The sequence below is a fragment of the Curtobacterium sp. MCPF17_002 genome, assembly GCF_003234115.2.
Taxonomy (GTDB): Bacteria; Actinomycetota; Actinomycetes; order Actinomycetales; family Microbacteriaceae; genus Curtobacterium.
The window spans coordinates 216,334-230,241 of the sequence record NZ_CP126251.1 but is presented as its reverse complement, the minus strand read 5'-3'; the positions used below and the strand labels follow the sequence as shown (position 1 = coordinate 230,241).

Below are 13,908 nucleotides of genomic sequence, written 5' to 3'. Positions count from 1 at the left end.
TGCGGTGGAGTTCACAAACTATCACTCCGTGAACGAGGTGTCTACTGAGTGAGATTCTGGGAACACTGCCGACATGGAAGGATGGCTCCATGGCAGACGAGGCCGCCGACGACGGCGGGATCGAGATCCTCAGCAAGGCGGGTGCGATCATCGACGCGCTCACGGAGACGAAGGTCTTGACCGTGAGCGCGATCGCCGATGCGGTCGAGGAGCCGACGAGCTCGACGTACCGCCTCCTGCAGAGCCTCATCGCGATGGGCTGGGTCGACCCCGCCCCGGCACGCGGCACCTACCGCCTCGGACTGGCGTGCATGCAGATCGGCGGCGTCCTCGAGGACTCGCTCGACGTGCGCGGGCTGGCGCTCCCGCGCATGCGCGCGCTCCGCTCCACGGCCGGCGTGGCGGCACTCCTCTGCTACCGCCGCGGCACCCGTGCCGTCTGCGTCGAACGCATCGAGGGACACGACGTCCGGTCCGTCGCCATGCAGGTGGGCGACTCGCTCCCGCTGCACGTGGGTGGCGCGCCACGGGCACTCCTCGCGTCCCTGCCGACGGGGGAACGGCGCGCCGTGGTCGACGAACTCCTCGCCGGCGGCGATCAGCAGTACCCGGTGCCGCCCGCGGCAGACCTGGACGCCGAACTGCGCGCGACGCGGGACCGCGGGTACGCACGTTCCGACCAGGACGTGACGATCGGCATCGCGGCCTTCGGCAGCCCGGTGTTCAACCACCGGGGCGAGCTCGTCGCGGCGGTCTCGATCAGCGGGCTCCGGGAACGACTCGTCGGGCGCGAGGACGAGCTCGCCGCCCTCGTCGTGGCGACCGCAGCGGACATCAGCGCCGACCTGGGGTTCGAAGGAGCAGGACGTGGCTGACCGCAAGCCGATGCGGGTGCTCGCGAACTCGATGGCCGTCGTCGAGGCGCTGGCCGAACGCGGCGACCTGTCCCCGGCGGAGCTCGCCGAGGCGACGGGGCTCCCCCGGCCGAGCGTCTACCGGTTCATCGACGGGTTGAAGGCGGTCGGCATGGCGACCACCACGGACGAGAACCGCGCGCGCCTGAGCGTGAAGTGGCTGCACCTCGCCGATGCGGCCCGCGATGCCATGACCGAGTGGTCGTCGGCACGCCGGGTCCTCGACGACCTCGCCGAGCGCACCGAGCAGACGGCCTTCCTCACCGTGCCGCGCGGCGACGAGGCGGTCTGCATCGACTGGGCGCCAGGACGCGGGATCGGGGTCCTGACGCTGGCACCGGGTCGCTCGCTGCCGCTGTACGCCGGCGGAGCCGGTCGCCTCGTGCTCGCGTTCGCCCGGGACGTCGACGACTACCTCGCGAACGGGCCGGATCGTCGGCCGCTCACGACCGAGACGATCGTCGAGGCCGACGCACTGCGGGCCGACGTCGAGCGGACACGCGAGCAGGGACACACCCTCTCGCTCGACGACGCCACGATCGGCATCGGAGCCCTCGCGTTCCCCGTGCTCGGCACCGACGGGACACTGCTCGGGTGCCTGTCCGTGGCGGGACGGTCGGTCGACATCCGCGAGCGCCGGCGGGAGTTCACCGATGCCGCACGCGCCGCCGTGGCGGAACTGACGAGCGGGGCCACCAGCGAACTGGCGACCCCGCTCACCTAGCGGCCCCGTCCCGCGCTACCAGGTCACCGCGATGTACTGCGACTCCATGTACTCGAGGAGTCCCTCGGCACCGCCTTCACGGCCGATCCCGGACTCCTTCATGCCGCCGAACGGTGCCGCCGGGTCGGACACGAGCCCGCGGTTGAGCCCGACCATGCCCGAATCGATCCGCTCGCTGATCCGGAGCCCTCGTCCGATGTCCCGCGTGTAGACGTACGACACGAGCCCGTACGGGGTGCCGTTCGCAAGACGGACGGCGTCGTCGTCCGTCCGGAACGTCACGATCGGCGCCACCGGACCGAAGATCTCCTCCCGGAGGATCCGGGCGTGCTCCGGGACGTCACCGAGCACCGTCGCCGGGTAGAACCACCCCGGACGGTCCGGCGTCGCACCCCCGGTCAGGACCGTGGCACCCTCAGCCCTCGCGCCGTCGACGAGCGCCGCGATGTCGTCCCGGGCCCGCTCGTTGACCATCGGGCCGAGCTGGACGTCCGGGTCGAGCCCGTCACCGGTCCGGAGCGCCCCCATCGCCTCGGCGAGGCGGCGCGAGAACTCCGCCGCGATGCCCTCCTGCACGTAGAAGCGGTTCGCGGCGGTGCACGCCTCGCCTCCGTTCCGCATCTTGGCGATCATCGCGCCGGCGATGGCGGTGTCGAGGTCGGCGTCGTCGAAGACCACGAACGGGGCGTTGCCGCCGAGCTCCATGGACGTGTTCACGACGGACTCCGCGGCGAGCTTCATGAGCGTCACACCCACCTCGGTCGATCCGGTGAACGAGAGCTTCCGCACACGCGGGTCCCGCACCATCTGCTCGACGACGGTGCCGGAGGAACGGCTCGGCAACACGTTGAGGACGCCGGCGGGCAGACCCGCCTCCTCGAACAGCTTCCCGATTGCGAGGGCGGTGAGCGGAGTGTCGCTCGCGGGCTTGAGGACCGCGGTGCACCCCGCGGCGAGCGCCGGTCCGATCTTCCGGGTCGCCATCGCCGCGGGGAAGTTCCACGGGGTGACGAGGACGGCGATGCCGATCGGCCGGTGCTCGACCAGGATCTTGTTCGCACCGCCCGGCGCCGTCTGCAGCGTCCCGGGGATCCGGACCGCCTCCTCGGCGTACCAGCGGAGGAACTCGGCGGCGTAGAGCACCTCGCCGCGAGCGTCGGCGACGACCTTGCCGTTCTCCGCCGTGATGAGCCGGGCGAACCAGTCGGCGCGCTCGACCATCAGGTCGTACGCACGCGACAGGATCTCCGACCGCTTGCGGGGCGGGGTCGACGCCCATCCGGTGGCGGCGTCCGCGGCTGCGTCCACCGCCGCCTGTGCGTCGTTGCGCGTTCCGCTCGCGACGGTCGCGAGGACGCTGCCGTCGACGGGGTCGTGGACGTCGAAGGTCGCGCCGTTGGACGCCGCACGTTCCACCCCGCCGATCAGGAGGCCCGTGGGGACCCCGTCGGTGAGGCCCGCCCGGTCGGTCGCCGCGTCGCGGACGTCGGTCACGTCGGTCATGAGTGCTCCAGTTCTCGGACGCGGGGCGCGGACTGCGCCAGGTAGAGACGCTGCTCCTGCTTGTGCTCGTCGTAGGCGGCGCGGGCGTCCTTCGTGCTGTCGAGGGTCGAGACCTCGGCGACCGGCACGTCCCACCAGGCGCCGGAGCCACCGAAGCGCCCCTGCGCGTCCACCCGCACGTAGACGACGCTCGTGCCGTCGTACGCGCGGGCCTGGTCCAGGGCCGACCGGAACGTGCCGGCGGTGTCCGCGGAGAACACCTCGGCGCCGTAGCTCGCCGCGTTCGCGACGAAGTCGACCTCGAGGCGGCGGCCGTCGTGACGGAGCGCCTCGCCGCGCTCGTTGAACCGCGTCCCGAAGGTCTGCGAGCCCAGCGTCTCGGACAGCGCCGCGATCGACCCGTACCCGAAGTTGTCCACGATCACGATCGTCATGCGGAGGTGCTCCTGCACCGCCGTCATGATCTCCTGCGACATCATCAGGTACGACCCGTCACCGACGAGCACGTGGACGCGCCGCTCCGGCGCAGCGAGCTGCGCCCCGACCCCGCCCGCGATCTCGTAGCCCATGCACGAGTTGCCGTACTCGATGTCGTAGCCCTTCGGGCTGCCGGGACGCCACAGGCGGTGGAGGTCTCCCGGCATCGAGCCGGCGGCGTTGACGACGACGTCGTCGGCCTCGGCAGAGGCGTTGAGGAGTCCGAGCATCTCGGCCTGGGACAGCGTCGGGCTGTCCTGCACCTCGATGATGCGGTCGACCTCGGCGCGCCAGTCGGCGGCGGCACGCTCGTTCGACGCGACGACGTCATCCGGCAGCGCGAACCCGTCGAGGGCAGCGCGGAGCTCGGCGAGTGTCTCGCGGGCATCGCCGACGAGCGGGACCCCGGACTCCTTGAAGGCGTCGATCTCCGCGACGTTGATGTTCACGAACGCGACGTCCGGGTTCTTGAACATGGTGTTCGACGCCGTCGTGAAGTCGGTGTAGCGGGTGCCGATGCCGATGACCACGTCGGCGTCGTTCGCGATGGCGTTGGCGTACGCGGAGCCGGACGACCCGAGTGCACCGAGTGCGAGCGGGTGTTCCCAGGGCATGCCCGCCTTGCCCGCCTGCGTCACGCCGACGCCGATGCCCGTGGCCTCGGCGAAGCGGACGAGCTCGTCCGTCGCGTCGGAGTAGACGACGCCACCGCCCGCGATGACCACCGCGGTGCGCGCGGAGCGGATGAGCTCGGCGGCGCGCTGGATGGCCGCACGGTCGGGCCGGTTGCGAGCGATGTGCCAGGTCCGGTCCGAGAACAGCGCCTCGGGGAAGTCGAAGGCCTCGGCCTGCACGTCCTGCGGGACGGCGATGGTCACGGCTCCGGTGTCGGCCGGGCTCGTGAGGACGCGCATCGCCTCGAGGAGTGCCGAGGCGAGCTGTTCCGGACGACTGACCCGGTCGAAGTACCGCGAGACCGCACGGAACGAGTCGTTCGCGGTGACGTCCGTGGCGTACGGGTGCTCCTGCTGCTGCAGGACCGCACCGGTGGACCGGGTGGCGAAGGCGTCCGACGGGAAGAGCAGGACCGGGATGTGGTTGACCGTGGCCGTCCCGGCGCCGGTCACCATGTTGGTCGCCCCCGGGCCGATCGACGTCGAGACGGCGAGCGCCCCGAGACGGTTCCGCATCTTCGCGTACCCGGTGGCGATGTGGACCATGCCCTGCTCGTTGCGGCCCTGGTAGTACGGGAACTCGTCCTGGTACTGCAGCAGGGCCTGACCGAGGCCGGCGACGTTGCCGTGGCCGAAGATGCCGAACGCGCCGCCGAAGAACGGGACCGTGGTCCCGTCGCGCTCGACGTGCTGGGCCTGCATGAACTCGACGATCGCCTGGCCCACCGTGAGGCGGCGGGTCGGCTGAGGGTGTTGCGCCATTGCGAACTTCCTTCTGTGGTGGGTCAGGGGCGGACGGGGACGAACGGGACTCGAGGGTCGGCGCCGAGGTCGTCCCACTTGGCACGAGCGGGTGCGAGCGCCGGGTCCTCGGCTGCCTGCAGGGTGCGCTTCGACGCGGGCCCGGCGAGGACGTTGAGGTAGTAGAGGTCCTGGTCGTGGGCCGCGACGGTGGTGTGGTACCCCCACGGGATCAGGCAGATGTCGCCGTCACGGACCGGGACGTCGAGGTCGAAGTCGCGCTCGGGGCTGTACACCCGCTGCAGCGCCCACCCGTTCTCCGGATCGCGGAGGCGGTAGTAGTAGACCTCTTCGAGCTGCGACTCGCCGTCGACGTCGTGCTCGTGCTTGTGCGGCGGGAAGCTGGACCAGTTCCCGCCGGGCGTCCACACCTCGACGATGTGGAGGCGGTCGGCGGGGAAGTCGGGCGACATCGGCGTCGAGACCTGCCGCGTCGCGTTCCCGCCACCGCGCGTCGCGGACCCGACGTCGTCGGGCGTGACGAGGACGACCTCGTGCTGCTCCGTCGCCGGTGCCGTCGCGATGGCGAGCTCGGCACCCGGTGTCGCGGTGATCGTCACCGCGGTGTCGCGCGGGACGTACAGCGTGTGCCCGAGCCCGTCGAAGACGGTGTCCCGGCCACCGATCCGGTGCTCGGCGCCACCGACGGTCAGGACGAGGTCACCGTGCAGGTTCACGAACGCCCGCTCGTTGCCGTCGGCCGGCAGCTCGACCGTCTCGCCGTCGCCGAAGGTCTTCACCTGGAAGGTGACGAACTGCCACCCGGCGATCTCCGGGGTGATGACGTCCCATGCGCCGTGCTTGAGCACCTGCGGGTCGACCATGTTGTGATCCTCTCTGCGTCGTTGCGTTCGGATTGGTTGAGCATACCGCTTTTCTCGCTTGCTGGACGAGATGTCCGCTGTGAGAAAGCGCTCAAACCGGTTGGAGGCCCGCCTCGGCGAGTCGGATGCACCGGAGCGTCGTGTCGCGTGCTGCGTCCAGGGCATCGGCGAGCGACTTGGCGCGGTGCTCGATCGACAGCATCTCCACGCCCCACGGCCCCGACCAGCCGATCTCCGCCATGGTGCGGAGGAACCCGACGACGTCCTGCGCCCCCTCGCCGGGGTAGCGCCGGTTGTCCCGCGTGTCCTCGAAGAGGGTCCGGTCGGCCTGCGGCAGCGCGTCGGCGTCGTTCACCTCGACCCCGACCACGGTCGACGGGTCGAGCGTGCGGCGGAGCTCGTCGAGCGAGGTCCCGGCGCGGAAGACGTGCCAGGAGTCGACGACCAGGCCGGCATGCGGGTGATCGACCGCACGGACGAGTTCCGACCCCTGCGGCAACGAGGAGATCCCCGCGAACGGCAGCGGCTCGAGCGCGAGTCGCGTGCCGATCGCCGCGGCCTCGTCGGCGAGCCGACGGAACGGCTCGACGTAGGGTTCGATCGATGCGACCGTCGGTGCCGGTGGCGGCGCGATCTTCACCATCGGGGCATCGAACGCCCGGGCGGCCTCGCGGAGCAGGTCCCAACGGCCACGCCACGGAGCAGCCTGCGGATCGCGCCACCAGTCCTTGACCAGCTCGACCTCGAGGTGGCGGATGCCCACGCGGTCCGCGTGGGTGCGGAGCGCGTCGAGACCGATGGTGTCGCGCACCACCTCGAGGTCGTCGACGACGAACCCGAGGCCGACGAAGCCCGCGCCGGCAGCGGCACTGATCCGCTCACGCGCCGAGAACGAGCTCCGCTCGGACGGCCCGTCGGGTTGCGCCGTTCCCGCCGTCGTCCAGCACGTGGCGACGAGGTCCCGGCTGATCGAGCTCATCGCGACAGGTCCACCGCGACGGACTCGCCCGTGCGGGCCGAGCGGTCGGCGGCGTCGGCGAGCACCAGCGCGGCGCGGCCGTCCTCGAACCCGGGGCTGCGCGACGGCTCGCCCCGGACCGCCTTGAGGAACTCGACGACCTCGAGCCGGTAGGCCTCGGCGTAGCGCTGCAGGAAGAAGTTCTGGTACGGCTCGAGCGACTCGACGGCATCGGCGCCCCAGTGGCGGACGAGGGTGTCGGTCTGGTTGCCCACCTGCAGCAGACCCTCGGAGCCGAAGACCTCGAACCGCTGGTCGTACCCGTACGCCGCGTGCCGTGAGTTCGTGATGCTGACGAGTTCGTCGTTCGCTCCGCGCAGCGTGACGACCGCGGAGTCGAAGTCGCCGAGCTCACGGGCGGTCGCACTGAACGCGTTCGCACCCCGCGCGGTGACCTCGACGATGTCCGGCACGAAGAAGCGCGCCATGTCGAGGTCGTGGATGGTCATGTCGCGGAAGATGCCCCCGGACGACGCGAGGTACGCCGCCGGCGGCTCGGCGGGGTCGCGGCTGGTGATGAGCACCTGCTCGAGCGTGCCGATCTCCCCCGCCGCCACCCGACGGTGCAGTTCGGTGAAGTGCCGGTCGAACCGCCGGTTGAAGCCGAGCACGATGGGCACCGTCGCGGCCGCGGCCTTCGCGCGGAGCCGGTCGACCCGGGCCAGGTCGAGGTCGATCGGCTTCTCGCAGAGCACGGGGACGCCGGCGTCGATCGCGGCGTCGATGAGGTCGACGTGGGTGGCCGTCGGCGCAGCGATGATCACCGCGTCGACCGCACCGGAGGCGAAGACCTCGGTCGGGTCCGTGCTGACCGTGCCGCCGTACTCGGCTGCCGTTCGCTCGGCACCCTCGACGAACGGGTCGCAGACCCACGAGAGTTCCGCGCCGTCGATGGCGGCCACGCTCATGGCGTGGACCTGTCCGATGCGCCCGGTGCCGAAGAGGCCGATCCGGATCTGTTGCGTCATTGCAATCTCCAGGTGGTGGGTTGTGGTTGCTCGCGTGGTCGACGCGGGCTGTGTTCGTCCCCGCGGTCGACGCGGGCTGTGTTCGTCTACGCGGTCGTGCGTGGCCGGACGGGGCGTCCGGTGTGGAACGACTCGGCAGCCGCCTCGGCGAGCGCCGTGGCGACGAGTCCGGCAGCCGGAGGGGTGAGGCTCTCCGACTCTCCGCGGATCATCCGCACGAAGTGGGCGATCTCCTCCTCGAACGCCGGCACGAACCGGTCGCCGAAGGTGTCGTACGGATCCGCGGGCGCACTGCCACCCGGCTCCGTGGACGTGATCGGGGTGCGCGGACCGGAGCCCGCCCCGAACGCACCGTTCGTCCCGGTGACCTCGAGCCGGACGTCCTGACCCGCGTCGCTGCGACGGAGGGCACCGATGCTGCCGACGGCACCCGAGGCGAACCGGAGGGTCACCATGGCGGTGTCCGTGTCGTGGTGGTCGCCGTAGACCGGCTCGTCGAGGACGGACCCGATCATGGAGACCTCGACGACGGGGTCGCCGACGACCCACGGGATGATGTCGAAGTCGTGGATCAGGAGGTCGAGCCACATGCCGTGCGACTGCGGGATGTAGTCCACCGGCAGTGCGTAGTGGTCGTTCTCGGTCGCCTGGACGAGGCGCAGCGTGCCGACGTCGCCGTCGAGGACGTGCTGCCGCAGGCGCTGGTAGCCGGGGTCGTACCGCCGGTGGAACGCCACCATGATCGGGGTCCCGGTCGCCTCGAGGTCGCGGGAGAGGTCGGTGAGCTCGTCGACGCCGAGTGCGAGGGGCTTCTCGATGAGCAGCGGCGTGCGCGATCCGGCGACGACGCGCGCCAGGTCGGCGTGCGTGTCCGTCGCCGATGCCACGAGGATGCCGTCCAGCGACGGCAGGACGTCGGCGAGCGGGTCGACGGTGCTCGACACGGACGCCCAACCGCTCTCGGTGGCACGCTGCTCGTCGAGACGCGTGCGGACGGCCTCGGTCCTGCCGGCGTCGCGGCCGATGAGCACGACCTCGTCGACGCCGCCGGTCCTGGCGAGGTTCCGGGCGTGCATGGCTCCGATGCGTCCGAGGCCGGCGACCCCGACCCTCATCGGGCGACCTCGGCGGCTTCGAGTTCGGCCACGAGGGCGCGGACGAACTCGACGCTCGCGCGCGCGTCCTCGATCGGGCCGGAACCCGGAGCGGGCTCCTCGAGCACGACCTTGTCCTGCTCGAGCACGATCCACCCGTCGAACCCGGCGCGCACCATGCTGGTCAGGATCGCGCGGATGTCGACGTCGCCCTGGCCGACCGGGCGGTAGAGCAGGTCTGCCTTGATCGCGTCGAAGTAGCTGATCTCGCCGTCCGCGACGCGGCGCATGCCGTCGAGGGACACGTCCTTGAGGTGCATGTAGGCGATGCGGTCGGTGTGCTCGGCGGCGAAGCGGACCGGGTCGGTCCCGCCGAGGAACAGGTGTCCGGTGTCGAAGCAGAACGGGATGGTCGATCCGGCGAGCACCGCGTCGACGTCCTCCTTCGTCTCGACGACCGTCCCGACGTGTGGGTGCAGCGTCGCCGTGACGCCCACTGCCGCCGCCGCTTCGGTGATCCGGTCGAGGTTCGTGAACAGCGTCGCCCACTGCTCGTCCGTGAGCGGCTCGCGCTGGGCGTCGTACCCGGTCTGCTCACTGTCGGCACAGACGACGAGGACGCTCGCTCCCGAGGCCGCGTAGTCCGCGAGTTCGCGTTCGATCCGGGGTAGCGGGTCGGTGCCGGGCTGGTGTGCGATGACCGGCACGAAGCTGCCGATCGCCGTCATGCCGAACTCGGCGAGCCGGGCCGCCTTGTCCTCGGGGGCGGGCGGCAGGAATCCCTGGGCACCGAGTTCCGTGGCTGCGAAGCCGAGCGACGTCATCTCGGCGAGGACGCGCTCGGGCGGCAGCTGGTGCCCCCAGCCCTCGACCTCGCTGACTCCCCAGGAGATCGGTGCGGTGGCGATGCGGAGACTCATGCGTGCGCTCCCTCGGCGGTGCGCGTGTTGGCGGTGGTGCCCGCTTCGACGGGCAGGTCGACCCACTGGCCGGACTCGGCGGACTCCTCGGCGGCGCTCAGCACCCGGGCCGAGGCGACGGCGTCGTGGATGTTCGAGCCGGTCGCCTCGCCACCGGTGGCCGCGGTGAGGAACTTCGCTGCCTCGATGACCTTGAGGTCGTCGTAGCCCATGCTCGTGCCGGAGCTCGGCTGGAAGCGGGAGTAGTCGGGGAAGTAGCCGTCGGCGAACGCACGGGTGTAGCCGACGTGCGGCCCGGTGCGGGCGAGGGCGACCTCGAGCTCGTTGAGCCGTTCGAAGTCCCACCGGAGCGAGCCCTCGGTGCCGAACACCTCGAACGCGTACTCGGACCGGGGCCCCACCGCGATGCGGGATGCTTCGAGGTTGCCGATCGCTCCGGCGCCCACCGCGGAGTCACCGAACCGGACGAGCATGGTGGCGTAGTCCTCGTTCTCGACCGCGAGCATCTTGCCCGCGTCCGGCGTGCCGGGGAGGCCCGGCCGCTCGGTGAGGTACGTGCCGGTCGCGGCCGATATGGAGCCGATCGGCCCGAGGACGTAGTGCATGAGGTCGACGAGGTGACCCATCAGGTCGCCGAGGACGCCGCTGCCCGAGGTGGCGCGGACGAAGCGCCAGGTCAGCGGGTCGTCCGGGTTCGAGGAGAACCCGCCGAAGAAGCGGCCACGGACGTTGGTGATCCGTCCGAGCGACCCGTCGAGGATGAGCTGGCGTGCGTGCTGGACCGCCGGGACGTGACGGTAGTTGAAGCCGATCGTCGTCGCGACACCGGCCGCATCGGCGGCGGCGGCGACCGCCTCGGTCTCCTCGGCGCCACGGCCGACCGGCTTCTCGATCCAGAACGGCTTGCCGGCTTCGGCAGCCGCGATGCCGATCTCGGCGTGCAGCGAGTTCGGGGCGCAGATCGACACGACGTCGACCTCTGGGTCGTTCAGCACGTCCCGGTAGTCCGAGACGACCTTCTCGTACCCGAGGACGTCCTTCGCGTGGTCGCGGCCGGCCGGTGCGACGTCGGCGGCGACCACGAGGCGGGGGCGGATCCCGAGCTCCGGGTACACGAGCGGGAGGAGGGCGTAGGAGCGCGAGTGCAGGCGCCCCATCCAGCCGACACTGATGAGCCCGACTCCGACCGAGCGGGGCGCGCTGTTCTCTGCCACGGGTGCTCCTTTGCTTCCTGGCGAGGATTTTGAACCGGTCCAAAATCTTGGACCGGTTCAATGTACGACCGCGATCTCGTCGGTGTCAACCGCTGGGCGGCACCGAGGAGGACCGGACACGCAGCGTCGGCGCGATGAGCACCTCGCCGGGGTCCTGGTCCGAGAGCAGGAGTTCGGCGGCGCGTCGTCCGATGGCCGCGTTGTCCGGGTCGACCGACGTCAGGTCGACCGCACCGAGGGCAGCCAGGTACGTGTTGTCGTACCCGGTGACCGCGACGGAGGCAGCGCGGCCCCGCTGCCGGACGGCCGCCATCACACCGATCGCGGACAGGTCGTTCACGGCGGTGATCGCCGTCGGCGGGTCGTCCCGGTCGAGCAGCTCCTGCGCCGCACGGAAACCCGCCGCTTCCGAGAAGTCGCTCTCCGCGACCACGCTGCCGTCGAGTCCGCGCTCCCGCATGGCCGCGCCGAAGGCCGACGCACGGCCGGTGGCCACGCGTCCCCCGGCGCCGCCGACGTGCCCGATCCGCTGGTGCCCGAGCCCGACGAGGTGCTCGATGACGAGCCGGATCCCCACCTCGTCGTCGCCCCGGACCGTGGCGGCCCCGGCGAGCCGGCCGGGGCGCGCGCTGGCGATCACGATGCGCGCGGCCCCCATCGCCTGGACCACGCGGTCCATGCTCGGCACCGAGCCCACGACGATGAGTCCGGAGGGCTGCAGGTCGCCGAGCATCGCCACCGCGTCGAGGTCCAGACGAGGGCGAGACGAACCGTCGGGCAGTACCGCACTGGTCATCAGCCCGAGTCGGCCACCCGCGGCCAGCGACACCCGAGCGGCGTCCACGACCTCGGCCAGCACGGGGTTCCGGGAGTCCGCGACCAGGATGCCGACGAAGTCGTCCCGTGCGCCGTTCAACGACCGGGCGACCCGGTTCGGTCGGAAGCCCAGGGCCTCCGCCGCTTCCAGGATGCGGCGGAGGCGCTCCGGACCCACCGAACCCGGTGAGCTGAACGCGAGGGAGACCAGGGACTTGGAGACGGCCGCGCGGTCGGCGACGTCGCGCATGGTCGCTCGACGCGTCGCCGTGGTGGACCCGTCGTCAGCCATGCTCCACATCTTGCAGCACGGTCAGCGCTCGACGCGACCGGCCCGCTTCGCCTTGCCCTTGATGGTGTCGATGTAGATCGCGCCCGTCGTGACCTCTTCCTCGAGCTTCTCGAGCGACCATCCGCGGGTCTCGGGGACCTGCGTCACGATGAACACCAGGGCGATGGCTCCGATCAGGGCGAAGAGGAAGAACGTCCCCGTGATGCCGACACCCTCGATGAGCGACGGCACGTAGAGGGCGAGGACGCCGTTCATGAGCCAGCCGGCGAACGCCGCGATGCCGGTGCCGAGACCGCGCATGTTCAGCGGGAAGATCTCGGCGAGCCAGACCCAGACGGCGATGTTGAGGCACGACTGCATGGACAGCACGAACGCGCAGATCAGGAAGAGCAGCACGTACGGACGGATCGGGCTGCCGTCCGGGATGACGACCGACGACACCCCGATCAGGATGTGACACGTGGTCGTGAGGGAGAGGCCGAGGATGAACGTCTTCCGACGGTCGACCCGGTCCATGTTCCGGAGCGCGATCAGTCCACCGACCACCGCGAGGATCCCCGGTGCGATGTTCGCGATCAGGGCAGCGTTGGCACCGAACCCGGACTCGATGAGGATGCGCTGGCCGTAGTACATGATCGAGTTGATCCCGGTCACCTGCTGCGCGACGGCGACACCGCACCCGATCAACACGATCCGGATCAACCAGCGGCTCGACAGCAGGGCCTTCAGGCCGTTGAGCCGCGTCTCGCTCGGCTCCTCGGACGTGACGCGACGGATCTCGGCGAGCTCGGCCTCGGCACGGTCCTCGTTCCGGACGGTCTTGAGGATCTCGAGCGCGCGCGCCTCGTGACCGTGCTCGACCAGCCAGCGCGGCGACTCCGGCATCCGGAGCATGCCGATGAACAGTGCGGCGGCGGGGATGGCGCAGATGAAGAACATCACTCGCCAGACGCCGCCCTCGTCACCGAGCACGATGCCGATGACCGCGTTGACGACGAACGCGGCGAGCTGGCCGCTCACGATCGCGAGCTCGTTCCGACCGGTGATCATCCCGCGGATCTCGAGCGGAGCGAGCTCGGCCAGGTAGACGGGCACGACGATCGACGCGGCTCCCACCGCGAGCCCGACGGTGATGCGTCCGGCGAGCAGGACCTCGAAGTTCGGGGAGAACACCGCCAGCAGGGTGCCGCAGAAGAAGAACACCGCCATCGCGATGATGGTCGATCGACGTCCGATGCGATCGGACACCGGACCGCCGACGAGGCCGCCGACCGCCGCCGCGAAGACGAGCGACGAGATCACCACCCCGAGGCCGATGTCGTCGAGTCCGAGCTGCGACTGGATCGAGATCTCGGCGCCGTTGCTGACGCCGGTGTCGTACCCGAACAGCAGACCGCCGAGGCAGGCCACGACCGAGATCAGGCCGATGCGCTTGCGATGGGGTCCGCTCGTGAGGCGCGGGAGCTCGGTGGCTTCGCGCGATGGGATCTGTCCGGACATCAAGACTCCTTCGTCATGGTCGGGAACGTCTGGCGCTTCTTCTCACACACCGGACGAACTGTTCAGAGTGTAACAGAGGGCACGCAATTCGTTCCAGATCGGTCCCATCCTTGTGGTGCGCGGAGATCCGCTATACCGTCAGCCGGACAGACACGCCATCAGGTGAGAA

At 70.7% G+C, this 13,908-nt stretch carries 12 protein-coding genes; 2 read left to right on the top strand and 10 right to left on the bottom strand.

Annotated features, from left to right (window positions below; translation table 11 throughout):
- The first annotated feature begins 89 nt into the window (after window positions 1–89).
- Together DEJ28_RS01075 and DEJ28_RS01070 are read left to right on the top strand one after the other, a co-directional pair.
- Complete coding sequence (locus DEJ28_RS01075; RefSeq protein WP_111114135.1) at window positions 90–875, top strand: IclR family transcriptional regulator; 786 nt, start codon at window positions 90–92, stop codon at window positions 873–875.
- Window positions 868–1,638, top strand: a complete 771-nt coding sequence (locus tag DEJ28_RS01070; protein ID WP_111114134.1) for an IclR family transcriptional regulator — start codon at window positions 868–870, stop codon at window positions 1,636–1,638. The genes DEJ28_RS01075 and DEJ28_RS01070 overlap by 8 nt, the downstream gene beginning before the upstream one ends.
- A gap of 15 nt (window positions 1,639–1,653) precedes the next feature.
- On the opposite strand, the gene DEJ28_RS01065 is transcribed toward DEJ28_RS01070, so the two are convergent.
- The 10 genes from DEJ28_RS01065 to DEJ28_RS01020 form a co-directional block, all read right to left on the bottom strand.
- Entirely contained in the window at window positions 1,654–3,141 is a 1,488-nt protein-coding gene (locus DEJ28_RS01065; protein WP_111114133.1) for an NAD-dependent succinate-semialdehyde dehydrogenase, read from the bottom strand.
- Window positions 3,138–5,054, bottom strand: coding sequence for a 3D-(3,5/4)-trihydroxycyclohexane-1,2-dione acylhydrolase (decyclizing) (gene iolD, locus DEJ28_RS01060; protein ID WP_111114132.1), 1,917 nt, complete (start codon window positions 5,052–5,054; stop codon window positions 3,138–3,140). Before iolD ends, DEJ28_RS01065 begins: the two co-directional genes overlap by 4 nt.
- A 23-nt stretch (window positions 5,055–5,077) precedes the next feature.
- The gene (gene iolB / locus DEJ28_RS01055; protein ID WP_181433579.1) at window positions 5,078–5,917 is read right to left on the bottom strand and encodes a 5-deoxy-glucuronate isomerase; all 840 of its coding nucleotides are present in this window, start codon (window positions 5,915–5,917) and stop codon (window positions 5,078–5,080) included.
- Between the two features lie 91 nt (window positions 5,918–6,008).
- A complete protein-coding gene (locus tag DEJ28_RS01050) occupies window positions 6,009–6,896 on the bottom strand; it encodes a sugar phosphate isomerase/epimerase family protein (RefSeq protein WP_111114130.1) in 888 nt (295 codons plus the stop codon).
- On the bottom strand, window positions 6,893–7,903 hold the full coding sequence (iolG, locus tag DEJ28_RS01045; protein WP_111114129.1) for an inositol 2-dehydrogenase: 1,011 nt from the start codon (window positions 7,901–7,903) through the stop codon (window positions 6,893–6,895). Before iolG ends, DEJ28_RS01050 begins: the two co-directional genes overlap by 4 nt.
- 86 nt (window positions 7,904–7,989) lie before the next feature.
- On the bottom strand, window positions 7,990–9,018 hold the full coding sequence (locus tag DEJ28_RS01040; protein WP_111114128.1) for a Gfo/Idh/MocA family protein: 1,029 nt from the start codon (window positions 9,016–9,018) through the stop codon (window positions 7,990–7,992).
- A complete protein-coding gene (locus DEJ28_RS01035) occupies window positions 9,015–9,917 on the bottom strand; it encodes a sugar phosphate isomerase/epimerase family protein (protein ID WP_111114127.1) in 903 nt (300 codons plus the stop codon). Before DEJ28_RS01035 ends, DEJ28_RS01040 begins: the two co-directional genes overlap by 4 nt.
- A complete protein-coding gene (locus tag DEJ28_RS01030) occupies window positions 9,914–11,131 on the bottom strand; it encodes a Gfo/Idh/MocA family protein (RefSeq protein ID WP_258367853.1) in 1,218 nt (405 codons plus the stop codon). The genes DEJ28_RS01035 and DEJ28_RS01030 overlap by 4 nt, the downstream gene beginning before the upstream one ends.
- 85 nt (window positions 11,132–11,216) lie before the next feature.
- A complete protein-coding gene (locus tag DEJ28_RS01025; RefSeq protein WP_258367852.1) occupies window positions 11,217–12,239 on the bottom strand; it encodes a LacI family DNA-binding transcriptional regulator in 1,023 nt (340 codons plus the stop codon).
- A gap of 21 nt (window positions 12,240–12,260) precedes the next feature.
- Complete coding sequence (locus DEJ28_RS01020; RefSeq protein WP_111114125.1) at window positions 12,261–13,739, bottom strand: sugar porter family MFS transporter; 1,479 nt, start codon at window positions 13,737–13,739, stop codon at window positions 12,261–12,263.
- Between the last annotated feature and the right edge of the window lie 169 nt (window positions 13,740–13,908).

Coding starts and splice junctions, on each gene's coding strand:
- DEJ28_RS01075 (WP_111114135.1), top strand. CDS start 90: ATGGCAGACGAGGCCGCCGACGACGGCGGGATCGAGATCCTCAGCAAG.
- DEJ28_RS01065 (WP_111114133.1), bottom strand. CDS start 3,141: ATGACCGACGTGACCGACGTCCGCGACGCGGCGACCGACCGGGCGGGC.
- iolD (WP_111114132.1), bottom strand. CDS start 5,054: ATGGCGCAACACCCTCAGCCGACCCGCCGCCTCACGGTGGGCCAGGCG.
- iolB (WP_181433579.1), bottom strand. CDS start 5,917: ATGGTCGACCCGCAGGTGCTCAAGCACGGCGCATGGGACGTCATCACC.
- DEJ28_RS01050 (WP_111114130.1), bottom strand. CDS start 6,896: ATGAGCTCGATCAGCCGGGACCTCGTCGCCACGTGCTGGACGACGGCG.
- iolG (WP_111114129.1), bottom strand. CDS start 7,903: ATGACGCAACAGATCCGGATCGGCCTCTTCGGCACCGGGCGCATCGGA.
- DEJ28_RS01040 (WP_111114128.1), bottom strand. CDS start 9,018: ATGAGGGTCGGGGTCGCCGGCCTCGGACGCATCGGAGCCATGCACGCC.
- DEJ28_RS01035 (WP_111114127.1), bottom strand. CDS start 9,917: ATGAGTCTCCGCATCGCCACCGCACCGATCTCCTGGGGAGTCAGCGAG.
- DEJ28_RS01025 (WP_258367852.1), bottom strand. CDS start 12,239: ATGGCTGACGACGGGTCCACCACGGCGACGCGTCGAGCGACCATGCGC.
- DEJ28_RS01020 (WP_111114125.1), bottom strand. CDS start 13,739: ATGTCCGGACAGATCCCATCGCGCGAAGCCACCGAGCTCCCGCGCCTC.